The sequence below is a fragment of the Streptomyces galbus genome, from assembly GCF_005280195.1.
GTDB classification, from domain to species: domain Bacteria; phylum Actinomycetota; class Actinomycetes; order Streptomycetales; family Streptomycetaceae; genus Streptomyces; species Streptomyces galbus.
Map to the genome: position 1 here is coordinate 21,859 of NZ_SZPR01000017.1, position 24,962 is coordinate 46,820.

The 24,962-nt window shown below is 72.8% G+C and carries 23 protein-coding genes and 1 pseudogene; 12 read left to right on the forward strand and 12 right to left on the reverse strand.

Translation table 11 applies throughout. The features are described 5' to 3' along the window. Positions 1-72 precede the first annotated feature (72 nt). Positions 73-1,503, forward strand: coding sequence for a pyruvate kinase (pyk, locus tag E4U92_RS19580; protein ID WP_137301746.1), 1,431 nt, complete (start codon positions 73-75; stop codon positions 1,501-1,503). A gap of 104 nt (positions 1,504-1,607) precedes the next feature. On the opposite strand, the gene E4U92_RS19585 is transcribed toward pyk, so the two are convergent. The 4 genes from E4U92_RS19585 to E4U92_RS19600 form a co-directional block, all read right to left on the reverse strand. Next, positions 1,608-3,101, reverse strand: a complete 1,494-nt coding sequence (locus E4U92_RS19585; RefSeq protein ID WP_137301747.1) for a hypothetical protein — start codon at positions 3,099-3,101, stop codon at positions 1,608-1,610. Next, the gene (locus E4U92_RS19590) at positions 3,091-3,735 is read right to left on the reverse strand and encodes a DUF6114 domain-containing protein (protein WP_137301748.1); all 645 of its coding nucleotides are present in this window, start codon (positions 3,733-3,735) and stop codon (positions 3,091-3,093) included. Before E4U92_RS19590 ends, E4U92_RS19585 begins: the two co-directional genes overlap by 11 nt. A 121-nt stretch (positions 3,736-3,856) precedes the next feature. Beyond that, positions 3,857-4,489, reverse strand: coding sequence for a DUF6230 family protein (locus tag E4U92_RS19595; RefSeq protein ID WP_137301749.1), 633 nt, complete (start codon positions 4,487-4,489; stop codon positions 3,857-3,859). Positions 4,490-5,134: 645 nt separating this feature from the next. Beyond that, positions 5,135-6,106, reverse strand: coding sequence for a tetratricopeptide repeat protein (locus tag E4U92_RS19600; protein WP_168372458.1), 972 nt, complete (start codon positions 6,104-6,106; stop codon positions 5,135-5,137). Between the two features lie 254 nt (positions 6,107-6,360). Between E4U92_RS19600 and E4U92_RS19605 the strand changes: the two genes are divergently transcribed. Beyond that, positions 6,361-6,981 (forward strand): TetR/AcrR family transcriptional regulator, encoded by a 621-nt coding sequence (locus E4U92_RS19605; protein ID WP_137301750.1) that lies wholly within the window; start codon positions 6,361-6,363, stop codon positions 6,979-6,981. Between the two features lie 12 nt (positions 6,982-6,993). Here the strand turns inward: E4U92_RS19605 and E4U92_RS19610 are convergent, their stop codons facing one another. The 4 genes from E4U92_RS19610 to E4U92_RS19625 all read right to left on the reverse strand — a co-directional run bounded on the left by E4U92_RS19610 (position 6,994) and on the right by E4U92_RS19625 (position 11,128). Beyond that, positions 6,994-8,694: a coenzyme B12-dependent isobutyryl-CoA mutase large subunit gene (locus E4U92_RS19610; RefSeq protein ID WP_137301751.1), complete on the reverse strand. Its 1,701-nt coding sequence runs from the start codon at positions 8,692-8,694 to the stop codon at positions 6,994-6,996. 74 nt (positions 8,695-8,768) lie between these two features. Further along, positions 8,769-9,107 carry a DUF3817 domain-containing protein gene (locus tag E4U92_RS19615; RefSeq protein ID WP_137301752.1) on the reverse strand — a complete coding sequence of 113 codons (339 nt, stop codon included), beginning with the start codon at positions 9,105-9,107 and terminating at the stop codon, positions 8,769-8,771. Between the two features lie 66 nt (positions 9,108-9,173). Next, positions 9,174-9,683 (reverse strand): MarR family winged helix-turn-helix transcriptional regulator, encoded by a 510-nt coding sequence (locus E4U92_RS19620; RefSeq protein WP_067237229.1) that lies wholly within the window; start codon positions 9,681-9,683, stop codon positions 9,174-9,176. Positions 9,684-9,769: 86 nt separating this feature from the next. Then, a complete protein-coding gene (locus E4U92_RS19625; RefSeq protein WP_137301753.1) occupies positions 9,770-11,128 on the reverse strand; it encodes an MFS transporter in 1,359 nt (452 codons plus the stop codon). A gap of 94 nt (positions 11,129-11,222) precedes the next feature. On the opposite strand from E4U92_RS19625, the gene E4U92_RS19630 reads away from it, so the two are divergent. The 4 genes and pseudogenes from E4U92_RS19630 (at position 11,223) to E4U92_RS19645 (ending at position 14,434) form a co-directional block, all read left to right on the forward strand. Then, a complete protein-coding gene (locus E4U92_RS19630; RefSeq protein ID WP_137301754.1) occupies positions 11,223-12,206 on the forward strand; it encodes an ArsR/SmtB family transcription factor in 984 nt (327 codons plus the stop codon). A 113-nt stretch (positions 12,207-12,319) separates the two neighbouring features. Continuing rightward, positions 12,320-13,092 (forward strand): annotated as a pseudogene (locus tag E4U92_RS19635) (hypothetical protein). After that, entirely contained in the window at positions 13,089-13,784 is a 696-nt protein-coding gene (locus E4U92_RS19640; RefSeq protein WP_137301755.1) for a DUF4166 domain-containing protein, read from the forward strand. Before E4U92_RS19635 ends, E4U92_RS19640 begins: the two are co-directional and overlap by 4 nt. Next, positions 13,781-14,434, forward strand: coding sequence for a TetR/AcrR family transcriptional regulator (locus E4U92_RS19645; protein ID WP_137301756.1), 654 nt, complete (start codon positions 13,781-13,783; stop codon positions 14,432-14,434). The genes E4U92_RS19640 and E4U92_RS19645 overlap by 4 nt, the downstream gene beginning before the upstream one ends. Positions 14,435-14,496: 62 nt before the next feature. Here the strand turns inward: E4U92_RS19645 and E4U92_RS19650 are convergent, their stop codons facing one another. Continuing rightward, positions 14,497-14,790 carry an MTH1187 family thiamine-binding protein gene (locus E4U92_RS19650; protein ID WP_030187368.1) on the reverse strand — a complete coding sequence of 98 codons (294 nt, stop codon included), beginning with the start codon at positions 14,788-14,790 and terminating at the stop codon, positions 14,497-14,499. Further along, the gene (locus E4U92_RS19655) at positions 14,787-15,131 is read right to left on the reverse strand and encodes a DUF3817 domain-containing protein (RefSeq protein WP_137301757.1); all 345 of its coding nucleotides are present in this window, start codon (positions 15,129-15,131) and stop codon (positions 14,787-14,789) included. The genes E4U92_RS19650 and E4U92_RS19655 overlap by 4 nt, the downstream gene beginning before the upstream one ends. A 165-nt stretch (positions 15,132-15,296) precedes the next feature. Here E4U92_RS19655 and E4U92_RS19660 point away from each other — a divergent pair, with 165 nt between their 5' ends. The 4 genes from E4U92_RS19660 (at position 15,297) to E4U92_RS19675 (ending at position 17,942) form a co-directional block, all read left to right on the forward strand. Continuing rightward, positions 15,297-15,929 (forward strand): AIM24 family protein, encoded by a 633-nt coding sequence (locus tag E4U92_RS19660; protein ID WP_137302000.1) that lies wholly within the window; start codon positions 15,297-15,299, stop codon positions 15,927-15,929. Further along, positions 15,929-16,579, forward strand: a complete 651-nt coding sequence (locus E4U92_RS19665; protein WP_137301758.1) for an AIM24 family protein — start codon at positions 15,929-15,931, stop codon at positions 16,577-16,579. The genes E4U92_RS19660 and E4U92_RS19665 overlap by 1 nt, the downstream gene beginning before the upstream one ends. 38 nt (positions 16,580-16,617) lie before the next feature. Next, entirely contained in the window at positions 16,618-17,373 is a 756-nt protein-coding gene (locus tag E4U92_RS19670) for an AIM24 family protein (RefSeq protein ID WP_137302001.1), read from the forward strand. A 92-nt stretch (positions 17,374-17,465) separates the two neighbouring features. After that, complete coding sequence (locus E4U92_RS19675) at positions 17,466-17,942, forward strand: MarR family winged helix-turn-helix transcriptional regulator (protein ID WP_067237209.1); 477 nt, start codon at positions 17,466-17,468, stop codon at positions 17,940-17,942. A gap of 84 nt (positions 17,943-18,026) precedes the next feature. On the opposite strand, the gene meaB is transcribed toward E4U92_RS19675, so the two are convergent. After that, the gene (gene meaB, locus E4U92_RS19680) at positions 18,027-18,983 is read right to left on the reverse strand and encodes a methylmalonyl Co-A mutase-associated GTPase MeaB (RefSeq protein ID WP_137302002.1); all 957 of its coding nucleotides are present in this window, start codon (positions 18,981-18,983) and stop codon (positions 18,027-18,029) included. Positions 18,984-19,045: 62 nt separating this feature from the next. Then, complete coding sequence (locus E4U92_RS19685) at positions 19,046-20,245, reverse strand: acetyl-CoA C-acetyltransferase (RefSeq protein WP_137301759.1); 1,200 nt, start codon at positions 20,243-20,245, stop codon at positions 19,046-19,048. 150 nt (positions 20,246-20,395) lie between these two features. On the opposite strand from E4U92_RS19685, the gene mce reads away from it, so the two are divergent. Beyond that, positions 20,396-20,836 (forward strand): methylmalonyl-CoA epimerase, encoded by a 441-nt coding sequence (gene mce / locus E4U92_RS19690; protein WP_137301760.1) that lies wholly within the window; start codon positions 20,396-20,398, stop codon positions 20,834-20,836. A 232-nt stretch (positions 20,837-21,068) separates the two neighbouring features. Then, the gene (gene scy / locus E4U92_RS19695) at positions 21,069-24,950 is read left to right on the forward strand and encodes a polarized growth protein Scy (RefSeq protein WP_137301761.1); all 3,882 of its coding nucleotides are present in this window, start codon (positions 21,069-21,071) and stop codon (positions 24,948-24,950) included. Positions 24,951-24,962 lie beyond the last annotated feature (12 nt).

Here is a 24,962-nt window from a genome sequence, read left to right on the forward strand (position 1 = left end):
CACCAGCACGCCCATTTGTATCTTCCGCCAGACGGAATATTCCGGAGCGAAACAAACCGATAGGATCGCCCCATGCGCCGTTCGAAAATCGTCTGTACTCTCGGCCCCGCGGTCGACTCCCATGAACAGCTCGTCGCGCTGATCGAGGCGGGCATGAACGTGGCCCGCTTCAACTTCAGCCACGGCACCCACGCCGAGCACCAGGGCCGGTACGACCGGGTCCGTGCCGCCGCCAAGGAGACCGGCCGGGCCATCGGTGTGCTCGCCGACCTCCAGGGCCCCAAGATCCGTCTCGAGACCTTCGCCGAGGGCCCCGTCGAGCTGGTGCGCGGTGACGAGTTCACCATCACCACCGAGGACGTGCCGGGCGACAAGACGATCTGCGGCACCACCTACAAGGGTCTGCCCGGCGACGTCGCCCGGGGCGACCAGGTCCTCATCAACGACGGCAACGTCGAGCTGAAGGTCCTGGACGTCGAGGGCCCGCGGGTGCGGACCATCGTCATCGAGGGCGGCGTCGTCTCCGACCACAAGGGCATCAACCTGCCCGGCACGGCCGTCAACGTGCCCGCGCTGAGCGAGAAGGACGTCGAGGACCTGCGCTTCGCCCTCCGCATGGGCTGCGACCTGGTCGCCCTGTCCTTCGTGCGGGACGCCAAGGACGTCGCCGACGTCCACCGCGTCATGGACGAGGAGGGCATCCGCGTCCCCGTCATCGCCAAGGTGGAGAAGCCGCAGGCGGTGGAGAACATGGAGGACGTCGTGATGGCGTTCGACGGCGTGATGGTCGCCCGTGGCGACCTGGCCGTCGAGTACCCGCTCGAGAAGGTCCCCATGGTGCAGAAGCGCCTGATCGAGCTGTGCCGGCGCAACGCCAAGCCGGTGATCGTGGCGACCCAGATGATGGAGTCGATGATCACCAACTCCCGTCCGACCCGCGCCGAGGCCTCCGACGTGGCCAACGCGATCCTGGACGGCGCCGACGCGGTCATGCTGTCCGCCGAGTCGAGCGTGGGCGCGTACCCGATCGAGACCGTCCGGACGATGTCGAAGATCGTCGTGGCGGCCGAGGAGGAGCTGCTGAGCAAGGGCCTGCAGCCGCTCGTGCCGGGCAAGAAGCCGCGCACGCAGGGCGGTTCGGTCGCCCGTGCGGCCTGCGAGATCGCCGACTTCCTCGGCGGCAAGGCCCTGATCGCCTTCACGCAGTCCGGCGACACCGCGCGCCGGCTGTGCCGCTACCGCGCGGCCCAGCCGATCATCGCGTTCACCACGGACGAGGGCACCCGCAACCAGATGGCGCTGAGCTGGGGCGTGGAGCCGCACGTGGTGCCGTTCGTCAACAGCACCGACGAGATGGTCGACCTGGTGGACCAGGAGGTCGTCAAGCTGGGCCGGTTCAGCGAGGGCGACGTCGTGATCATCACGGCCGGCTCGCCCCCCGGCGTCGCCGGCACCACCAACATGGTCCGGGTGCACCACCTGGGCAGCACCGGCCGCGCCTGACCCCACGCGGGCCGCAGGCCCTTCCGTACGGCGCTGAGGGCGCCCCCTGGATCAGGGGGCGCCCTCAGGCGTGTGCGGCTCCCGGACGGGTCTCGAGGGTCGGCTCAGCCGGTCGCGTACTGGTGCAGTCCGGGGATGTGCAGGGTGCCGCCGAACTGGCCGGCCTGCGTCACCTTCACGTTGGTGAAGTAGATCAGCGGGATGTTCAGCGGCGGCGGGCTGTCCGGCGTGAAGGTGACCGGGATCAGGCCGAACAGGTTGCCCGAGATGCTCTCGGTGTACATCACCGTGTCGCCGTCGCGGATCGTGGACGTGGTGCCCTTGCCGGCCTGGACGTGGTACGTCTTGCCGGACTGCTTGTCCTTGACGAGCTGGTGCAGGTCCCCGATGTCGGTGCCGCCGGAGATGACGTACTTGAGCGCCTTCTTCTTGGTGCCGTCGGCGGTGCGCACCTCGACGACGCCCTGGTAGTCGGCGCCCTTGAGCAGCAGGGAGCTGGCCTCCAGGTACCAGGGGTCGTCCGGCACCAGGAGCTTGTTGTCGACGCCGCCCTCGTCGTCGGTGGCGGCGGGACAGTCCTCGGCGGCGGCGGACGCGCTGTCCGACGGGCTCGGGGAGGCCGTGGCGTCCTTCTTGTCCTCGGCGTCCTCGGCGGTGCCCTCGGCGGTGTCCTTCACCTTGTCGGTGACGGCGCCGGCGGTGTCCTTGACGGAGCCCTTGCCCGAGGAGGAGCCGGAGTTCGAGCCGGTGGAGCCCGCGCCCGAGGAGCCGGAGTTCGAGCCGGTGGAGCCCGCGCCCGAGGAGCCGGACGTACCCGAGGAACCCGACGAGCCCGAGGTGCCGGTGGACCCGGACGAGCCGCCGGCCCCCGACGTGGTGTCCCCGCTGCCGCCGCCGCTCGCCGGAGCGGTCTCGGACGGCGAGGGGGTCGCGGTGGACGAGGAGTGGGAGCCGCCGGTGAGCAGGCCGCCCAGGGCGTCGCCGATGGTGTCGAGCAGGCCGCCGCCCTGGGTCGCCGAGGGGCTAGGCGTGGCCGCCGCGGCACCGGAGGTGCCGGAGGACGAGCCGGTCGAGCCCGTCGAGGACTTCTCGGGCGTCTTCGCCGCCTCGGAGGTGGCGGACGGGCGGGGCGCGGCGGTGTCGTCGGAACCTGAATCCGACGAACCCGCTGAACCCGCTGAACCCGACGAACCAGAAGAGCCCGCAGAGCCGGCCGAGCTGCCCGAGCCGTCCTGCGACCCGGTGGAACCGTCCTTGCCGTCCTTGCCGTCCTGGGAGTCCGCGGACGGGCTCTCGCTCGCGGAGGCGGACGGCGACGGCGAGGAGGAGGCGCTCGCGCCCTCCAGGGCGGCCACGCAGTCCTTGTACTCGTCGACGGTGAGGCTCTTGGACGCCGGCTGGTCGTCGGCGTTGGCGAGCGTGGGCGTGAAGCCCATCCCCATCAGGACGGCGGTCGGCATCGCGGCCAGGGCTATCGCCTTGCCGGCGGGCATGTGGAACCTGGTGAACAGCGGCTTCTTGGGTGCCGCGTGGCGGGGCCCGGTTCTCTCACGGGACACGTCCACCTCGGTCCCGTGGGTCACCTCGTCAGCCGGCACTGTGCCTCCCGTTCGCCCCGTTGGCCGGGCTCGTTCCTGACAGATCGTGCGCCCCCAGGGCCGGGTGGGCCTGGGTGGGACCCGCGTCGCCGTGCGCGGGCTTGCCGAAGTCGACGGCCGGCGGCTGCTGCTGTGCGTCGTACGGCGCGGCCGGGGGGACGCCCGGTCCGGCCGGGGGGATCGCGCCCTCGGGGGCGCCGCCCGCCGTGTGCACGGCTCCCGGGCCTTCCGGCGCGGGCGGTGCGCCCGGCGACCAGGAGATGGCCATCGCGCCGCCGACGAGGGCGAGCAGGAAGCCGATCAGGAAGCCGCCGAGGTTGGACACGGGGATGGAGACCAGGGCCAGCAGGATCGCCGCGGTGCCCGCGAAGACCCGTACGTGCTTCTGGAACCACAGGCTGACGCCCAGGACGACCAGCAGGACGCCGATGATCAGGGAGCCGGCGCCCGCGGTGGTGGCCATCGCCAGCGTCAGGTGCCCGACCTGGAGGTGGGCGTACGGGAAGTAGGCGATGGGGAGTCCGCCGAGGAGGACGAACAGGCCGGCCCAGAACGGCCGCGTGCCCCGCCAGGCGCGGAACTGCAGCCTCCGGCGGGTGAACTGGCCGGATGCGGCAGGAGTCTCGGCGCTCATGGAAAACAGCTCCCTGGTGCGGCGTTGTTGCTGTGGTGGTGGGAGGGGGGTGCGTGGGACTCCCCGGGGGGAGAGTGGACGGGCGGGGGCGCCACCGGCTCCCCCGCCCGTCAGGAGGTGCTTAGTAGCACTCCTTGACACCCGTCGACAGCGACATCTTCAGGCCGCTGAGCTTGAAGGTTCCGGCGGTGGTCGCCCACGCCGTCTGCTTCACGTCGGTCAGCGTGGCCGACTCCGCCTGCTGGGCGAAGCCGTAGGGGTTCGCCGAGTCGCCGTCCTTGATGCCCGGACCCTTGTTGAGGTCCTTGCCGGCCACACCGATGTCGATGCCCTTGAACGTCGCGTCGGCGCTCAGGTCGTCGACGTCGATGTACAGGTTCTCCGCCTCGACCGGCGTGCCGCCCCCGCCGGCCTTCAGCGTGAGGCTGACCGAGCCGAGCAGCGGGATGTTCGGCGTGACGACCGACTGGCACATGTTGGTGATCGACGCGGACTTGAACGCCGAGACGGCGACGGGGTGAGCCGTCTTCTTGCCGTCGAGCGTGTAGCCCGAGTCGATGGCGCCGTACTGCGAGAAGCCCGTGCCGACGAGCTTGTCGGCCGAGACCTTGAACGACTGCCCGGACACGCTGAACGACGCGGCGAGCGCGCCCTGCGCGAGGGCGATGCCTATGCACGCGGTGGCGGCAACGCTGGGCACCATGACCACAGCGAACCGCTTCCATCTGGTCCCGCCACGCACCTGGGACTCCATATTTCCTCCTTCTCGGACGTACATCTCCTGCGTCGGCTCGCCCCCGGGACGGCGGCTCGGCCGGGCAGGGATGGGAGAAGTGCTACGTCCTCGGAAAGGAGAGCGCCCGTACTCGGAGGCACGTGCACCGCACCCGAATCACCGGCGATCACCCCCGAGCGACATCCACTGGTCGCGCCTGACACGCATCACGCACAACCTTTTTGGACAGGCTTCGCGGGAAGCGAAGACCCCCCTGTCCAAGAGCCGGCTCCACTGTCGCCGGCTCTGCTCGGTGGGGACCCAGGAAGTCCCGTGACCCGATTGGCGGTCGGGTGCGGGAAGGGACCGAGCGTGGCCGATCGTGGTGCATTCTCGCGCCGGGCACAAGGGGGTTCGTTACTCGCTAGTAACGGCGCGATAACCGTAGGACGACCCAGAGGTCTCGCCCGGCGACGCAGGGTGGCAAGAGAGGCCAGAACAAAACTGTTGATCGCTGGACAGAACCCGACAGATCAACGCCCCTGACTTACTGCAAGTAACAGCGGCCGCGATTGCCAAGATTTGGCAAAGCGCGGCCGCCGCGGCCCCGTCGGCGGGACTTCCGCCCCGTTCCGCACGCCCTGACGTTTCGTCACTCGGTGCGACGGGCGGGCCCCGGGACGGTCAGAACAGGGCGCGGGCCAGGGCCCGGCGCGCCGCCGCCACCCGCGGGTCGTCGGCTCCGACGACCTCGAACAGCTCCAGCAGCCGCACCCGTACGGCGTCCCGGTCGTCACCCACCGTGCGCGCCACCGTGTCGATGAGCCGCCCGAAGGCGTCCTCCACGTGACCGCCGACCAGGTCCAGGTCGGCGGCGGCGATCTGCGCCTGCGGGTCGGCCGGCTTCTCGGCGGCGTCCCGGCGGACCCGCTGCGGGTCGAGTCCCTGCACCCGCTGGAGCAACTCGGCCTGGACGAGGCCCAGTTTGGCCTCGGTGTTGCCCGGGTCCTCGGCGAGGACGTTCTTGTACGCCTGTACCGCGCCGCCCAGGTCACCGGCGTCCAGCGCCTGCACGGCGGCCTCGAGGAGGCCGTCGTGCGGGCCGGCCCGGTCCTCGGGGGCCGGGTGCGCGCCCGGCTCGGCCTCGGGGTCGACGGTGAGGCCGGTCAGGCCGAAGCGCTGCTCGGCGACGGCGACGAGCTGGTCGAGGGTCTCCCGGATCTGCGCCTCGCCGGCGGCCCCCTGGAAGAGCGGCAGCGCCTGCCCCGCGACGACCGCGAAGACGGCCGGGATGCCCTGCACCCCGAACTGCTGCATCAGCATCTGGTTGGCGTCGACGTCGATCTTGGCGAGCAGGAAGCGGCCGTTGTACTCGACGGCCAGCCGTTCCAGGACCGGGCTCAGCTGCTTGCAGGGCTGACACCACTCGGCCCAGAAGTCGATGACGACGGGCACCTCGGCGGACCGCTGGAGGACGTCGCGCTCGAAGGTCGCCTCATCGACGTCGATGACGAGGTCGGCCGGGGAGACGGCCCCCGCACCGCCCTGGCGGGCCGCTTCGGCGCGCGCCTGCTCCGCCTTCGCCTTGGCCTCCTGGGCCGCCTTCACCGCGGCGAGGTCGACGACTCCGCTCATGGACATGTTCCGTGGCTGCATGCGTCTATCCTCCCCCGTCCGCGCGTGTGCGGGAAAACGCCGGTGCCGGGCGCCGGGTCCCCACCCTCGCGCCTCATCGGTCCGGCCTGGTCCTGCGTGGTCATGGCCCGTGTACGTCCGGCACGGGCGCCGAGCGAGAACGCCGCCACGCTTTCGCTACGAGTCGTAGCGTAATGCCATGCCGGGCTCCCGGCACACCACTTCCCGGTGATCTCCCTCACGACGCCGCCCATCCGGCCGGTTATGGTCGGAGGATGCAGAGCCGCAGCCCCGCCGCCGCCCGTCCCGGCCGCCCCCGCAGCGCCGCCGCGGACGCCGCGATCCTGGCCGCGACCAGGGAGGCTCTGGTCGAACTGGGTTGGTCCAAGCTCACGCTGGGCGATGTCGCCACGCGCGCGGGAGTGGCCAAAACGACCCTCTACCGGCGCTGGTCCGGCAAGAACGAACTGGTCGTCGACGCGGTGGCCGAGCTCTTCGACGAGCTGTGCCTGCCCGACCGGGGCAGCCTCGCGGCCGACATCGAGGGCGTCGTGCTGCAGTTCGCGGCGATCCTGGCCCGCCCGGAGGCGCGCAGCGGGCTGATGGCGGTCGTGACGGAGGCGACCCGGGACGACGCCCTGCGCGCCCGGATCCGCGCCTCCATCGTCGACCGGCAGAAGGGCCTGGTGCTCGAGGGGCGCTCGCGCGCCCAGCAGCGTGGCGAACTCCCCCCGGAGGCCGACCCGGAGGAGTCCGCCCGCACGGTGGACCTCATCTTCGACATGGTCGCGGGCGCGGTGGTCCACCGCACCCTGGTCAGCGGCCGCCCGGCGGACGAGGAGTGGGTGCGCGGCTTCACCCACATCCTGCTGCGGGGCCTGACGGCGCCGTCCTGACCCGCGGGCGGGTCAGAAGCCCGCCGGCTCGGTGTAGACCCCCCACTCCTCGCGCAGCACCCCGCAGATCTCCCCGAGCGTCGCCTCGGCGCGCACCGCGTCGAGCATCGGCCCGATCATGTTGGACCCGTCGCGTGCGGCAGCGAGCATCGCGTCCAGCGCCGCGCGCACCGCGGTCTCGTCGCGGGCCGCCTTGCGCCCGGCCAGCACCCGCACCTGCTCGCGCTCCACCTCGTGGCTCACGCGCAGGATCTCCAGGTCCCCGGTGACCGACCCGGTGTGCACGTTGACGCCGACGACCTTCTTGTCGCCCTTCTCCAGGGACTGCTGGTAGCGGAACGCGGACTCGGCGATCTCACCGGTGAACCAGCCGTCCTCGATCCCGCGCAGGATGCCGGAGGTGATCGGGCCGATGGGGTGCTGCCCGTCCGGGTGCGCCCGCAGGCCGCGCTCCTTGATCTGGTCGAAGATCTTCTCCGCGTCGGCCTCGATGCGGTCCGTGAGCTGCTCGACGAACCACGAACCGCCCAGCGGGTCGGCCACGTTGGCGACGCCGGTCTCCTCCATCAGCACCTGCTGGGTGCGCAGCGCGATCTCCGCGGCCTGCTCGGAGGGCAGCGCGAGGGTCTCGTCGAGGGCGTTGGTGTGCAGCGAGTTGGTGCCGCCGAGCACCGCGGCCAGGGCCTCCACGGCCGTCCGCACGACGTTGTTGTACGGCTGCTGGGCCGTCAGGGAGACGCCCGCGGTCTGGGTGTGGAAGCGCAGCCACTGCGCCTTCTCGGACCGCGCGCCGTACACGTCGCGCATCCAGCGGGCCCAGATGCGGCGCGCCGCGCGGAACTTGGCGATCTCCTCGAAGAAGTCCAGGTGCGCGTCGAAGAAGAAGGACAGGCCCGGCGCGAAGACGTCGACGTCCAGGCCGCGGCTCAGTCCGAGCTCCACGTACCCGAAGCCGTCCGCCAGCGTGTACGCCAGCTCCTGCGCGGCCGTCGCGCCGGCCTCGCGGATGTGGTAGCCGGAGACGGACAGCGGCTTGTAGGCGGGGATGCGCGCGCTGGTGTACTCCATGAGGTCGCCGATGAGGCGCAGGTGCGGCTCGGGCTGGAAGAGCCACTCCTTCTGGGCGATGTACTCCTTGAAGATGTCCGTCTGCAGGGTGCCGTTGAGCACGCCCGGGTCGACGCCCTGCCGCTCGGCGGCGACCAGGTACATGCAGAAGACGGGCACGGCCGGCCCGCTGATGGTCATGGAGGTGGTGACGTCCCCGAGCGGGATGTCCTTGAACAGCACCTCCATGTCGGCCGCGGAGTCGATGGCGACGCCGCAGTGGCCGACCTCGCCGAGCGAGCGCGGGTCGTCGGAGTCGCGGCCCATGAGCGTCGGCATGTCGAAGGCGACGGAGAGCCCGCCGCCGCCGTTGCCGAGGATCATCTTGTAGCGCTCGTTGGTCTGCTCGGCGTTGCCGAACCCGGCGAACTGCCGGATCGTCCACGTCCGCCCGCGGTAGCCGGTCGGGTACAGCCCCCGGGTGAAGGGGTACTCACCGGGCCAGCCGATCCGCTCGAACCCCTCGTAGGCGTCCCCCGGCCGGGGGCCGTAGACGGGCTCGACGGGGTCGCCGGAGAGCGTCGTGAAGTCTGCGTCGCGCTTGCGTGCGGCGTCGTACCGGGCCTGCCAGCGACGGCGGCCCTCCTCGATGGCGTCAGCGTCCATACCGTCGAATTTACTAGGACGTCCAAGTAAATGTCGATGGGAGACCGCCGCACGCACGCGTACGGCGGTCCGCGTCAGGCCTTGGCGACCGCGGGCGCGTCCTGCGCGACCCGGGCCTCCAGCTCCTGGCTGACCTTGCGCTCCACGAAAAACGCGGCCGTGGGGATCGTCCCGGCGAGCAGGACCCACAGCTGCTTCTTGACCGGCCACTTCGCCTTGGAGCCCAGGTCGAAGGCGACGACGAGGTACACGACGTAGAGCCAGCCGTGCGCGATGCCGACGGCCGTGGTGAAGCCGTCGGCGCCGTCGATGTGCAGCAGGTACTTGGCGATGACGCCCAGCGTCAGCAGGACCAGCAGCACACCGGTGACGTAGGCCATGACGCGGTAGCGGGTCAGCACGCTCTTTTTCATGCCGACGAGCGTAACCGCCCGTTTCGGGCGATCTTCCGCCGGGCCGCACGTGGGCGGACGGGCCGGCTACTGCTCGTCGAAGTCGTGCGCCGCGACCCGCAGGGGCCGCAGCAACGCGAAGATCTCCCCGCACTCCTCCGCGTCGTACGCCCCGAGGCCGAAGTCCATCGCCATCAGGTCGCGGGTGGCCGCCTCGACGACCTCGCGCCCCTTGTCGGTGATGACGGCGAGCGTGCCGCGCCCGTCGTTGGGGTTGGGACGCTTGGCCACCAGGCCCGACCGCACCAGGCGGTCCACCGTGTTGGTGACCGACGTGGGGTGCACCATGAGCCGCTCGCCGATCTTCGACATCGGCAGCTCGCCCTCCTTGGAGAAGGTGAGCAGGACCAGTGCCTCGTACCGCGCGAACGTCAGGCCGTACGGTTTGACCACCGCGTCGACCTCGGCCAGCAGGATCTGGTGGGCCCGCATGATCGAGGTGATCGCGGCCATGGCCGGCACGCTTCCCCAGCGCTGCTTCCAGAGTTCGTCGGCGCGGGCGATGGGGTCGAACGGGAGACTGAGGGGCTTCGGCACGGCACCAGACCCTACCCGGCGGTCATATGGTGGTCAGCCCCGTCTCGCCTTTCGGTCGCCCGGCTTCCGTCCCGCGTGCTTTTCGGTCACCCGGTGCCCGTCTCCGGCGCCTTCCGGTCACTCGGCCCCCGCCCCTCACGCCGTCGCGCCGCCCGTCCCCGCGCCCCACGGCGTCCGGCCCCCGCTTCCGTCCTGCGGGCCTCCAGTGCCAGCGCCGCGCAGCACACGGTGCCCAGCACCCCCGCGCCGGCGACCGCCGCCCGCACCCCCACCAGCTCGGCCGCGACCCCCGCGAGGGCCATCCCGACGCCCTGGAACGTCATGAGACCGGCCGTGAGCAGCGTCATCGCCCGGCCCCTGACCTCGTCCGGCACCTCCCGCACCAGCCACTGGTCCAGGCCCAGCGTGTACGCCGAGCCCGCTCCCGCGACCACGAGCAGCAGCAGCGACCCCACGAGACCGGGCCGCAGGGCGTAGCCCAGGTACGGCAGCAGCGTCACGCAGACCAGCGGCAGCGCGATCCGCTCCCGGGCCGCGGGACGCAGCCGGGCGCCGGCGAGCAGTTCCCCGGCGATCGTGCCGACCGGCAGCGCGCACATCAGCAGGCCGAGGCCGGTCGAGCCGGCGCCGAGGTCGTCGGCGTAGGGGGCGACCAGCGCCTCCGGGACCACCGAGAACACCGGCGGGATCCAGAACAGCAGGAGCAGCGCCCGCACCCGCCGGTGCGCCAGGACCTGTCGGGCCCCGCGCAGCGAGTCCTTCACCAGGCTGCTCCCGTCGTGGGCGCGGGCGGGCCTGCGGGCGGTGCCCAGGCGCAGCAGCGCGGCCGAGGCGAGGAAGGTCGCCACCGTGATGAGCAGCGCCTGGCGCGGGGCCACCACGGTGAGCAGGAGGCCGCCGAGGCCGTAGCCGACGAGGAGGGCGCTCTGCGCGGTGATGCGCAGCAGGGAGCGGCCGAGGACGAACAGGTCGCCGTCGCCGAGGATGTCCGCGAGGGTCGCCGTCCGGGTCCCGGAGAACACCGGCGAGACCGTCGCCAGGCAGCAGCGCAGGGCCAGCAGGACACCGATGGACGCGCCGGGCGCCGCCATCGGCGCGACGCAGGCCGCGCACACCAGGTCGCAGACGACCAGCACCCGCCGGGCCGGGAAGCGGTCGGCGACCCCGGCGAGCAGGGTGCCGCCGACGACGTACGGCAGGAAGCCGAGCGCGAAGGTGAGCGCGCTGAGCAGCGCGGACCCGGTGAGGTCGTAGACGAGGACGGACAGCGCGATCTCGGCGACGATCACGCCCAGCATGGACAGCAGGTGCGCCGCGAACACGGTCCGGAACTCCCGGACGGCGAAGACGCGGCCGTAGCCGGCCGGGGGCGGGCTCGCGGGGGCGGGGGCGGGTGCGACGGGGTGCTCGCGGACGTCCGCCCGCGGGGACGGCTTCTCGGACATGGGCAGCAGCGTGCGGCGCGCGCCGGGGCCGGCCGTAGTCTTTCGGCCCTGGCCGAATCATCGGCCGCTTCTCCGTCGCGTCCGGGGGGGTCCGATGCCGTCCTACCTGCACTTCGGCGAGGAGGACTTCCTGCGCTGCCGGTTCGCCGTGTCCCCGCTGTGGGAGACGCAGGAGGCCGCGCGCACCCTCAAGCGGCCCGAGCGGCACGGCTACCACCTGCCCTGGCTGCGCCGCCACCGTGCCGCGGTCCGGGCGCTGGACCTGTCCGGGCTGTGGCTGCTGATGCCCCGGCGCGGCCACTCCCCGGACTGGCTGTGCCCGCCGCCGATCGGGCCGACGGCCTCCTTCGCGGAGGAGATCGCCGCGGTGCGGGCCGCCGACCCCGGGGCCGCCCGCGAGGACACCGCCCGCTCGCTCGCCGACACCCCGGGCGCACTGGACTCGCCGCAGGGCCGGGCCTGGCTCGCCGACCCGCAGGGCATGGTCCGGGAGCTGGCCGACCTGCTGGAGCGGATCTGGCACACCCTGGTCGCGCCGGACTGGCCACGGCTGCGGGCGCTGCTGGAGGCGGACATCGCCTTCCACTCGCGGCGGCTGGCCGAGGTCGGGCTCGGGGGCGTGCTGCCGGAGATCAACCGGCGCTGCGGCTGGGACGCGGGGACGCTCACCGTCGGGTCCGGCGGCCGGCACGAGCGCCACCTGGGCGGCCAGGGGCTGGTGCTGATGCCGAGCGTCTTCGTCTGGCCGGACGTGGTGAGCGGCTTCGACCCGCCCTGGCAGCCGACGCTCGTCTACCCGGCGCGCGGCGTGGGCGGGCTGTGGACCGAGGCGGCCGACCGGGGCGGGGACGCGCTCGTACGGCTCCTGGGGCGGGGCCGGGCGGCCGTGCTGGCCGCCCTGGACGACCCGGCGACCACCACCGCCCTGGCCCACCGCCTGGGCCTCGCGCCGTCCTCGGTGTCCGCCCACCTGACGGTGCTGCGCGACGCGGGCCTGCTGGCCGCGCGGCGGTACGGGCACCAGGTGCTGTACGAGCGGACGCCGCTCGGGATGGCGCTGGCGTCGGGCGGCGGCTGAGCGGAGGCCGGCCCGCGCCGTCCACACTCTTTGAGCGGTCGCTCAAACGGGTGTACGGTCATGCCGACGGTTTGAGCGATCGCTCAAACCCGCTCGGACAGGGGGACATCCGCATGCGACGACAGGAGCGCCGGGGGCTCTACGTCGAGGCGCGCATCCGCGCCGGCCTCGACGACCTGTGGGCCCGTACCCAGGACCCCGCCGCGCACCAGCGCTGGGACCTGCGGTTCACCCGGATCGAGTACCTCCCGCGCGCGCGGAGGGCGAGCCGCAGCGCTTCCGGTACGCCACGCGCGTGCTGCCCTTCCTCACCGTCGCCGGCACCGGCGTCTCGGCCGGCGAACGGGAACGCCCGGACGGCACCCGCACCTCGGCGCTGCGCTTCGCCTCCCCGCACCCGCTCTCGCTGCTGGCCGAGGGCAGCGGCTACTGGCGCTACGTGCCCGAGGGCGACGGCGTGCGCTTCCTGACGGGCTACGACTACCGGCCGCGCTGGGGCCGCCTCGGCGCCGTCGCCGACCGCCTGCTCCTGCGGCCGCTCATGGGCTGGGCGACGGCCTGGTCGTTCGACCGGCTGCGGCTGTGGCTGGAGCGGGGCACCACGCCCGAGCGCGCGCTGGCGCGCTGGCTGACGGAGCTGGCGGTGCGCGCACTGGTCCTGGTGGTCGCGGGCACAGGTGTGGGCCTGGAGCCGTCCCTCGGGTGGTTCGGACCGTTCGCCGCGTCGCTGGCGTACCTGTGCCCCCTGCTGCTGAGCGTCGCGGTGTGCGTGGCACTGCTCGCGCCGCCCCTGCCGGGCACACCGGCCGCCCGCCGCTGTCAGCGCCGGTCCCCGGCACGCGTGCGTGCGCCGCGCGTGCTGCGCACCCTGGAGACGCCCCGATGACCGGCCAGGCCGCGGCCTCGCTGTTCCGCACGGCGATGGGAGCCGGCTTCGAGCGTCTGCACCCGGAGCTGCGCCGCCGCTTCTCGGTGGGCCTGGCGAGCGGCGAGGCGTGCGTGGGGCGGGGGGTGATGGACCGGATCTGGCACGGCGGGGCGTTCGTGAAGCCGTTCCTCGCGCTCGGCGCCACGCGGCACATCCTGGTGCCCCGCGCGGGCCGCCGGATCCCGTTCGTCATCGAGAACGTGCCGTACGCCGACTCCTTCGGCCGTGAGACGGTGAGCTTCGTGCGCACCTTCGACCTGCCCGGCGGCCCGCGCCGCTTCGACGCCCAGATGGTGCTCAGCCCCAAGGGCGACCGCGTCCTCGACTACCTGGGCACCCACCAGCACCTCGCCAGCGAGCTGCACCTGCGCGCCGAACCGGACGGCTCGCTGCTGATCCGCTCGGGCGAGCACCGCTTCCGGGAGGGCCCGCTGGACGTGCGCGTGCCCGGGCTGCTCGGGGCGACGGCCGAGGTGCGCGAGTCCTTCGACGAGCGGCGGGGCCGCTTCCGGATCAGCGTGCGGGTGGTCAACCGGTACGTCGGCCCGCTGTTCGGCTACGACGGCTCGTTCACGGCGACGTACGCGGACGTGCGCCGCCGCGGGGTGCGCCCCGGGCTGCGGCCGGTGCGGGAGGAGGCGCGGGCGTGAGTCCCGAGACGGCGAAGGCGCAGGAGACGAAGGCCAAGCTGCTCCAGGGGGCGCTGCGCACCCTGACCGAGCAGGGCATCGCGAAGACCTCGGCGCGCACGATCGCGGCGACGGCGGGCGTCAACCAGGCGCTGGTCTTCTACCACTTTGGCTCGGTGGACGAGCTGCTCGCGGCCGCCTGCCGCTACGGCGCGGAGCAGTCGGTGTCCCGCTACCGCGACCGCCTGGCGGCCGTGTCGTCCCTGACCGAGCTGCTCGCGGTGGGCCGCCGGATCCACGAGGAGGAGCGGGCCGAGGGCCACGTCGCCCTGCTCGGCCAGCTCCTGGCGGGCGCCCAGACGCACGCGGTGCTGGGCCCGGCGACCGCGGCGGGCCTGGAGCTGTGGATCGCGGAGATCGAGCGCGTGCTGACCCGGGTGCTGGCCGGCACCCCGCTCGGCGAGCACGCCGACCCGCCGGGCCTGGCGCGGGCGGTCGCCGCGTCCTTCGTGGGCATCGAACTGTACGAGGGCGCGGACGCGGCCGGCGCCACGGCGGCCCTGGACGCCCTGGAGCAGCTCGGCTTCCTGCTCGGCGCGCTGGAGGAGCTGGGACCGGTGGCCCAGCGGGCGGTGCGGCAGTACCTGCGCCGGGCCTCGGCACGCCGCTGAGGGCGCCCGGGAGAGCCGGCGCGACGGCCCGCGCCGGCCCCCGCCGGGCTGTGGGACGGCCGCTACCCGGCCAGGTGCCGCTCGACGGTCTCCACCTTGGAGGTGAGGCCGTCGGTCACCCCGGGGCGGATGTCCGCCTTGAGCACCAGCGACACGCGCGGGGCGCGGGCCTCGACCGCCGCCACGGCGCGCCGGACGACGTCCATGACCTCGTCCCACTCGCCCTCGACGGACGTGAACATCGCGTCGGTGCGGTTCGGCAGGCCCGACTCGCGGACCACGCGCACGGCGTCGGCGACGTACTCCCCCACGTCCTCGCCGACGCCCAGCGGCGTCACGGAGAAGGCGACGATCATGCGTTGACGACCCCTTCCTTGCGGGCGCGGGCGGCGATGACCGCGTCCTCGGCCTCCCGGCGCAGCTTGCGCTCGGCGAAGAAGCCGCCGGTCGGCAGCACGGAGAGCACGAAGTAGAGCGCGGCGGTGCCCAGCGGCCACCTGGCGCGGTTCCAGGCGTCGGCCCAGAAGACCACGTACAGGACGAACAGCACGCCGTGGACCGCGCCCATCACGGGCACCGCGTTGAAGTCCGTGGTCCGCTTCAGCACGGAGCAGACGAGCAGGATCAGGAAGGACACGGCCTCGGGGGCCGAGACCAGGCGGAGGCGTCGGAGGGCGGCGGCTGTCTTGAGGTCCACGGGTCACCTTCGGTGGGAGCGTCGGCGGTCGGGCGTTTGTGAACGCACGCACAAGCGTTCGTCCATTGTGGCAAACCGCGGCCCTGGGGGTGCGCTCAGGGTCGGTCTCCACCCACGGACCCTGTTCGCTCCACCCGCCCGGCGGCTACCTTTCGCAGCGTGGCGATGTTCCGACTGCAAGGCAGCAAGGTCCTCGCCGTCGACATGACCGGGGATGCCGTGAAGGCCAAGAACGGCTCGATGGTCGCGTACGACGGACAAATGGACTTCAAGAAGCTCAGTGGCGGCGGCGAGGGGCTGCGGGGGATGGTGACCCGGCGTCTCACCGGCGAGCAGATGACCGTGATGGAGGTGAGGGGGCAGGGCACGTGCTGGTTCGCGGACCGGGCCTCCGAGATCAACCTCGTCCAACTCCGGGGGGACAAGCTGTACGTGGAGTCGAGCAACCTGCTCGCGACGGACGCCGGCCTGAGGACGGGGACGACGTTCACCGGCCTGCGCGGCGCCTCGCAGGGCAACGGGCTGTTCACGACCACCGTCGAGGGGCACGGGCAGGCGGCGATCACGTCCGACGGCCCGGCGGTGGTCCTGCGGGTCAGCCCGCAGTACCCGCTGTCCGTGGACCCGGGGGCGTACGTCGCGCACCAGGGGAACCTGCGGCAGTCCTTCCAGTCCGGCGTGACGTTCCGCACGTTCCTCGGGGAGGGCGGCGGCGAGGCGTTCCAGATCCGCTTCGAGGGCGACGGCCTGGTCTACGTCCAGCCCAGCGAGCGCAACACGATCGCGGGGGACGTGTGATGGCCTTCCGCGAGATCAACTCCAAGATGATCGAGGCGACCGTGGTGCCGGGGCAGCGGCTGTTCAGCCAGCGCGGCGCCATGCTGGCGTACCGGGGCGAGGTGTCCTTCACGCCCAACCTGCAGGGCGGCCAGGGCGGCGTGATGTCCATGATCGGGCGGCGCCTGGCCAACGAGGACACGCCCCTGATGACCGTCGAGGGCAGCGGCACGGTCCTGTTCGGGCACGGCGGCCACCACGTCCAGCTCATCACCCTCACCGGCGACACCCTCTACGTGGAGGCCGACCGGCTGCTCGCCTTCGAGGGCACCCTCCAGCAGGGCACGATGTTCCTGGGCTCGCAGGGCGGGGTGATGGGCATGGTCCGCGGGCAGGTCAGCGGCCAGGGGCTGTTCACCACCACCCTGAAGGGGCACGGCGCGGTGGCCGTCATGGCGCACGGCGGTGTCTTCGAGGTCCCGATCACCCCCCAGCGCCCGGTGCACGTGGACCCGCAGGCGTACGTCGCCCACCACGGCGACGTGCGCAACAGGCTGTCCACCGCGCTCGGCTGGCGGGACATGGTGGGCCGCGGCTCGGGCGAGGCGTTCCAACTGGAGCTGAGCGGCAGCGGCGTGGTGTACGTCCAGGCGTCGGAGGAGAAGCTGTGACCACCCACTACGGCGCGGGGCCGACGGTGTACGACCCGATGACGCTGCCCGTCGACGACAACGTCAACTCCTACACGTTCTGCGTGGAGCTCAAGGGCAGCCAGTGGTTCCTGCAGAAGGGGAAGATGATCGCCTACTACGGGGCGATCGAGTTCAACGGCATCGGACACGGCCGTCTCGACCGTCTGGTGCGCACGTCGTTCCATTCGCCTCTGCACGCGAGCGACTGGGTGGTGGCCGAGGGATCGGGCAAGATGCTCCTCGCCGACCGGGCCTTCGACGTGAACTCGTACGACCTGGAGAACGGCAACCTGACCATTCGCTCGGGCAACCTGCTCGCTTTTCAGCCAAGCTTGTCGCTGAAGCAATCGATCGTGCCGGGTTTCCTGACGCTCATCGGAACCGGAAAGTTCGTGGCCGCGTCCAACGGTCCGGTGGTGTTCATGGAACCGCCCCTCAGGGTGGATCCGCAGGCGCTGGTCGGCTGGGCCGACTGCCCCTCCCCGTGCCACCACTACGACCACCAGTACATGACCGGCGTAATGGGCGGTCTACGTGCGCTGACGGGCCTCGGCGGGGCCTCCGGGGAGGAGCACCAGTTCGAGTTCGTGGGGGCCGGCACGGTGCTGCTCCAGTCGACCGAGACGCTGATGGCGGAGCAGGCCACGGGAGGGACCCCGCAGCAGGCGGGAGTGCCCGGCGGCGGCGGGGGTCACGGCCCCCAGGGACCGCAGGCGGGGGCACCGCGCCTTCCCGGACAGCTCGGAGACCTCCAGCGTCGCTTCGGGCTGTGAGCGGTAGTCTGCGGAGTGTGACATCGAACGCGTGCGCACCGTCACACCACCCTCAATAGTTCGCCTTTCAACATTTTAGGTAGACTTCATTCATGGAGACCGAGACGGCCACGCGCTGGCTGACGGATGCGGAGCAGTGCGCCTGGCGCACCCACCTGGAGGTCAACCGACTGCTGACCTACCAGCTCGAGAAGGACTTGCAGCCGTTCGGCCTGACAATGAACGACTACGAGATCCTGGTCAATCTCTCCGAGTCGGAGGACGTCCGGATGCGGATGAGCGACCTCGCGTCCGCCACCCTCCAGTCGAAGAGCCGCCTCTCGCACCAGATCACCCGCATGGAGAACGCCGACCTGGTGCGCCGGGAGAACTGCGAGTCCGACCGTCGCGGACTCTACGCGGTCCTCACCGAGCACGGCATGGAGACGATGAAGAAGGTCGCGCCCCACCATGTGGCGTCCGTGCGGCGGCACTTCATCGACCTGCTCTCCCCCGAGGCCCTGGCGGAGCTGGACAAGGCCCTGCGGCCCATCGCGGACCACCTGCGCGGGCAGCGGGGACGCCCCTGAGCGGCGCACCGGCGGCAGGGAAGAACGACAGGCGGGCCTCCTCGAGGAGGCCCGCCTGTCGGCACGTCCGGGCCGTGCGCGGGCTCAGCCCTGGGTGAGGCCCGCGACCAGTTCGTCGGCTGCCCGGTAGGGGTCCAGGTCGCCCGAGACGATCCGCTCGGCGAGCGCGCCGAGGCGGCGGTCGCCGTGCAGGTCGCCGATCCGCTCCCGCAGCGCGGTCACCGCGATGGTCTCCACCTCCCGGGCGGCCCGGGCGCGCCGGCGCTCCGCCAGCACCCCGTGCTCCTCCATCCACGCCCGGTGCTTCTCCAGCGCCTCCACGACCTCGTCGACGCCCTCCCCGCGCGCGGCCACCGTCTTGACGATCGGGGGGCGCCAGTCGCCGGGGCCGCGGGCCTCGCCGAGGCCCAGCATGTGGTTCAGCTCCCGGGCCGTGGCGTCGGCGCCGTCCCGGTCCGCCTTGTTGACGACGTACACGTCGCCGATCTCCAGGATGCCCGCCTTGGCGGCCTGGATCCCGTCGCCCATGCCGGGGGCGAGCAGCACCACCGAGGTGTCCGCCTGCGAGGCGATCTCCACCTCGGACTGGCCCACGCCCACGGTCTCCACCAGGACCACGTCGCAGCCCGCCGCGTCCAGCACCCGGATCGCCTGCGGCGCCGCCCAGGCGAGGCCGCCCAGGTGGCCCCGGGTCGCCATCGAGCGGATGTAGACCCCGGGGTCGGAGGCGTGCTCGGACATCCGGACCCGGTCACCGAGCAGCGCGCCGCCCGAGAACGGCGAGGAGGGGTCGACGGCCAGGACGCCGACCCGCCGGCCCTGCCGCCGGTAGGCGCTCACCAGCGCCGACGTCGAGGTGGACTTGCCGACGCCGGGCGAGCCGGTCAGGCCCACCACGTAGGCGTTGCCGGACAGCGGGGCCAGCGCCGCCATGACCTCACGGAGCTGCGGGGACGCCCCCTCGACCAGGGAGATCAGCCGGGCCACGGCCCGGGGCCGGCCTTCCCTGGCCTGGGCGACCAGCGAGGAGACGTCCTGCATCACAGCTCCGTTCACGAAGAGGTCGTACGGTCGTACGTCGGTGGTACAGCGGGCGGCGAGGGTTACGCCTTGGCCACCCGGACGATCAGCGCGTCGCCCTGGCCGCCGCCGCCGCACAGCGCCGCCGCGCCGACCCCGCCGCCACGCCGCTTGAGCTCCAGCGCCAGGTGCAGCACCAGGCGGGCGCCGGACATGCCGATCGGGTGACCCAGGGCGATCGCACCACCGTTCACGTTCACCTTTTCCGTGGACACGCCGAGGTCCTTCATTGACTGCACGGCGACCGCGGCGAACGCCTCGTTGATCTCGATGAGGTCCAGGTCCGACACCTCCAGGCCCTCCTTCTTCAGGGCGTGCAGGATGGCGTTGGAGGGCTGGGACTGCAGCGAGTTGTCCGGGCCGGCCACGTTGCCGTGGGCGCCGATCTCGGCGATCCACTCCAGGCCCAGCTCCTGCGCCTTGGCCTTGCTCATCACGACCACCGCGGCGGCGCCGTCGGAGATCTGCGAGGAGGAGCCGGCGGTGATGGTGCCGTCCTTGGTGAAGGCCGGGCGCAGCTTGCCGAGCGACTCGGCGGTGGTCTCCGGGCGGATGCCCTCGTCCTTGCTGAAGACGACCGGCTCCCCCTTGCGCTGCGGGATCTCCACCGGGGTGATCTCGGCCTCGAACAGGCCGTTCTTCTGCGCGGCGGCGGCGCGCTGGTGGGACAGCGCGGCGATCTCGTCCTGCTCGGCGCGGCCGATGCCGAGGCGGCTGTTGTGCGTCTCGGTGGACTCGCCCATCGGGATGTTCTGCCACGGGTCGGTCAGGCCGTCGTACGCCATGGCGTCGAGCATCTGCACCGCGCCGTACTTGAAGCCCTCGCGGGACTTCGGCAGCAGGTGCGGGGCGTTGGTCATGGACTCCTGGCCGCCGGCCACCACGACGTCGAACTCACCCGCACGGATCAACTGGTCCGCCAGGGCGATGGCGTCCAGGCCCGAGAGGCACACCTTGTTGATGGTGAGCGCCGGGACGCTCATCGGGATGCCCGCCTTGACCGCCGCCTGGCGTGCCGGGATCTGCCCCGCCCCGGCCGTGAGCACCTGCCCCATGATCACGTACTGCACCTGGTCGCCGCCGATCCCCGCACGGTCGAGGGCGGCCTTGATCGCGAAGCCGCCGAGGTCGGCTCCGGAGAAGGACTTGAGCGAGCCGAGCAACCGGCCCATGGGCGTGCGCGCGCCCGCGACGATCACAGAGGTGTTCGTTGCAGAAGACATGAGCTGCGATCCCCTTACCGGCCTGCACGGGCCGAGGAGTGAACGAGGGTTTACTTCGAATGTACTGACGTGCGGTCCACGGCGTCATCGGGCCATCGGTGTGATCGCGCGCACGTTGCGTAACCAGGGCATGGGCGCTGCACTGAATCCATGCTGACGCGAATCGACCACATCGGGATCGCCTGCCACGACCTCGACGCGACCGTCGAGTTCTACACCTCGACCTACGGCTTCACCGTGTTCCACGAGGAGGTCAACGAGGAGCAGGGCGTGCGCGAGGCCATGCTCAAGATCAACGACACCTCCGACGGCGGCTCCTCCTACCTCCAGCTCCTGGAGCCGACCCGCGAGGACTCCACCGTCGCCAAGTGGCTCGCCAAGAACGGCGAGGGGGTGCACCACATCGCCTTCGGCACGGCGGACGTCGACTCCGACGCCGCGTCCGTCCGGGACAAGGGCGTGCGCGTGCTCTACGAAGAGCCGCGGCGCGGCTCCATGGGGTCACGGATCACCTTCCTGCACCCCAAGGACTGCCACGGAGTCCTGACAGAACTGGTCACTTCGGCCCCTGTTGAGTCGGCTGAGCACTGACCCTCGTACATAAGGGCCGGTAGGGTTGGGGGCGGTCGTCGCCACCACGCGGGCGACCGGGTCCCGTCCGCGACGGCGGGACCGTGCCGGGGTCCGGGTTTCGGGGGTACGAGCGGCGGGCAGCAGCCCAGGTTCCGCCGTTGATCTGACACCATTCCCCCGGGGGCCCCGTCCGGCGGATGGACGAGGCTCGTTGGAATGCTTGCGACCAGGGGACGGATGGGACCGCGCAGTGCGGGGCTACGAGAGCCAGGAGCGGGAGCCGGCGGCTGACGTCGACCACCTCACTCGGTTCGAAGCCGAGATGAAGCGGCTGAAGACCGAGCGGGAAAAGGCGATCCAGCACGCCGAGGACCTCGGCTACCAGGTCGAGGTGCTGCGCGCCAAGTTGCACGAGGCGCGGCGCACCATCATGTCCCGGCCCTCCTTCGAGGGGGGCGACATCGGCTGGCAGGCCGAGCAGTTGCTGCGCAACGCGCAGATGCAGGCCGACCAGATCCGCGCCGACGCCGAGCGCGAGCTGAGCCAGGCCCGGGCGCAGACCCAGCGCATCCTCCAGGAGCACGCCGAGCAGGCCGCGCGCCTCCAGGCGGAGCTGCACGCCGAGGCGGTGGCCCGGCGCCAGCAGCTCGACCAGGAGCTCGCCGAGCGCCGCCAGACCGTCGAGTCGCACGTCAACGAGAACGTGGCGTGGGCGGAGCAGCTCCGCGCCCGCACCGAGTCGCAGGCCCGCCGGCTGCTCGAGGAGTCCCGCGCCGAGGCCGAGCAGGCCATGGCGGCCGCCCGCGCCGAGGCCGAGCGGCTGACCCGGGAGGCCCGCGAGCGGCTCCAGAGCGAGGCCGAGTCGGCCCGCACCGAGGCCGAGCAGATCCTGCGCCGCGCCCGCACGGACGCCGAGCGCCTGCTGAACGCGGCCTCCACCCAGGCCCAGGAGGCCACCGAGCACGCCGAGGCGCTGCGCTCCTCCACGGTGAGCGAGTCCGACACCGCCCGCCGCCAGGCCCAGGAGCTCAGCCGCGCCGCCGAGCAGCGCATGACCGAGGCCGAGGAGGCGCTGCGCAAGGCGCAGGCCGAGGCCGAGAAGGTCCTCGCCGAGGCCAAGGAGGCCGCCGCCAAGGCCCTCACCACCGCCGAGGCCGCCAACGAGACGCGTACCCGGACCGCCAAGGAGCAGGTCGCCCGGCTGGTCGAGGAGGCCACCAAGGAGGCCGAGGTCACCAAGGCGGAGGCCGAGCAGGCCCTCGCCGACGCGCGCGCCGAGGCGGAGAAGCTGGTCGCCGAGGCCGCCGAGAAGGCCCGCACGATCACCGCCGAGGAGAGCGCGACCCAGCTGTCGAAGGCGGCGAGGACCGCCGAGGACGTCCTCAACAAGGCGCAGGAGGACGCCCGGCGCACCACCCGGGCCGCCGCCGAGGAGGCCGAGCGGATCCGCTCCGAGGCCGAGGCCGAGGCGGACCGGCTGCGCGCCGAGGCGCACGACATCGCCGAGCAGCTCAAGGGCGCGGCGAAGGACGACACCGAGGAGTACCGCGCCAAGACCGTCGAACTCCAGGAGGAGGCACGGCGGTTGCGCGGCGAGGCCGAGCAGCTTCGCTCGGACGCGGTCGCCGAGGGCGAGAAGATCCGCGCGGAGGCCCGCAAGGAGGCCGTCCAGCAGATCGAGGAGGCGGCGAGGACCGCCGAGGAACTGCTCGCCAAGGCCAAGGCGGACGCCGACGAGCTGCGCCAGAAGGCGACGGCGGACAGCGAGAAGGTCCGCACCGAGGCCATCGAGCGCGCCACCACGCTGCGCCGGCAGGCCGAGGACACCCTGGAGCGCACCCGCAAGGAGGCCGAGCGCCACCGCGCCGAGGCCGCCGAGCAGGCCGAGGCGCTCACCGCGGACGCCGAGCGGGCCGCGCGCGAGCTGCGCGAGGAGGCCGAGCGGGCCGTGGAGGCCCGGCAGGCCGAGGCCGCCGCCGAGCTGACCCGGCTGCACGGCGAGGCCGAGACCCGGCTGGCCTCCGCCGAGCAGGCGCTGACCGAGGCCCGCGAGGAGGCGGCCCGCATCCGCCACGAGGCCGGCGAGGAGATCGACCGGCTGCGCTCGGAGGCCGCCGAGCGGATCCGCGCGCTGCAGGAGCAGGCCGAGGCCGAGGCCCAGCGGCTGCGCGACGAGGCCGCCGCCGACGCGTCCGCCTCGCGCGCCGAGGGCGAGGCCGTCGCCGTACGGCTGCGCTCGGAGGCCGCCGGGGAGGCCGAGCGGCTGAAGTCGGAGGCCCAGGACACCGCCGACCGGGTGCGCGCCGAGGCCCAGGCCGCCGCCGAGCGGCTGGCCGCCGAGGCGTCCGAGACGCTGGCCGCCGCCCAGGAGGAGGCCGCCCGCCGCCGGCGGGAGGCCGAGGAACTGCTCGGCGCCGCCCGCCAGGAGGCGGACCAGGAGCGCGAGCGGGCCCGCGAGCAGAGCGAGGAGCTGCTGGCGTCGGCGCGCACCCGCGTGGAGGAGGCGCAGGCCGAGGCGATCCGCCTGGTGGAGGAGGCCGACCGGCGCGCCACCGAGATGGTGTCGGCGGCCGAGCTGCACGCCCAGCAGGTGCGCGACTCGGTGGCCGGGCTGCACGAGCAGGCCCAGGAGGAGATCGCCGGGCTGCGCTCCGCCGCCGAGCACGCGGCGGACCGCACGCGCCGGGAGGCCGAGGAGGAGGCGGACCGGGTCCGCGCCGACGCCTACGCCGAGCGGGAGCGGGCCAGCGAGGACGCCACCCGGCTGCGGCGCGAGGCGAGCGAGGAGACCGAGGCCGCCAAGGCCCTGGCCGAGCGGACCGTCGGGGAGGCGATCACGGAGGCCGACCGGCTGCGCTCGGAGGCGTCCGCGCACGCCCAGCGGGTGCGCACCGAGGCCTCGGACGCGCTCGCCGAGGCCGACCAGGCCGCCGCGCGCACCCGGGCGGACGCCCGCGAGGACGCCAACCGGATCCGCTCCGACGCGGCGACCCAGGCGGACACCCTCATCACCGAAGCGCGCGCCGAGGCGGAGCGCCTGCAGAACGACACCCTCGCCGAGGCCGAGCGGCTCCAGTCGGAGACGGCCGCCGAGGCGGAGCGGGTGCGGGCCGACTCCGTCGCCCGGGCCGAGCAGCTCATCGGGGAGGCCACCGACGAGGCGGAGCGGCTGCGGGCCGAGGCCGCCGAGACGGTCGGCTCCGCGCAGGCGCACGCGGAGCGGCTGCGCACCGAGGCCGACCGGGTGCGCACCGAGGCGCGCACCGAGGCCGAACGCCTCGTCAACTCCGCGCGCCAGGAGGCCGACCGCACGCTGGACGAGGCGCGCCGGGAGGCCAACAAGCGCCGCTCGGAGGCCGCCGAGCAGGTCGACAAGCTCATCTCCGAGACCACGGCCGAGGCCGACAAGCTGCTCACCGAGGCCCAGCAGCAGGCGCTGAAGACCACGGCGGACGCCGAGTCGCAGGCCGACACGATGGTCGGCGCGGCCCGCACGGAGGCCGACCGGATCGTGTCCGAGGCGACCGTGGAGGGCAACTCCCTGGTGGAGAAGGCCCGTACGGACGCCGACGAGCTGCTGGTCGGGGCCCGCCGGGACGCGACGGCCATCCGGGAGCGGGCGGAGGAGCTGCGCGAGCGGCTCACGTCCGAGATCGAGGAGCTGCACGAGCGGGCCCGCCGGGAGGCCGCCGAGACGATGAAGTCGACCGGCGACCGCTGCGACGCGCTGATCAAGGCGGCCGAGGAGCAGCTCGCCAAGGCGCAGGCGAAGGCCAAGGAGATCGTCTCGGAGGCCAACTCCGAGGCGGGCAAGGTGCGCATCGCCGCGGTCAAGAAGGCCGAGGGGCTCCTGAAGGAGGCCGAGCAGAAGAAGGCCACCCTGGTCAGGGAGGCCGAGGAGCTCAAGGCGGAGGCGATCCGCGAGGCCCGGCGCACGGTCGAGGAGGGCAAGCGCGAGCTGGAGATCCTGGTGCGCCGGCGCGAGGACATCAACGCCGAGATCTCCCGGGTGCAGGACGTCCTGGAGGCGCTGGAGTCGTTCGAGGCGCCGGCGGCCGGCAAGGACGGCGGGGTCAAGGCCGGCGCGACGGTCGGCGCCCCCCGATCGGGTGGCAAGTCGCCGGAGAACTAGCGGTGGATGCCC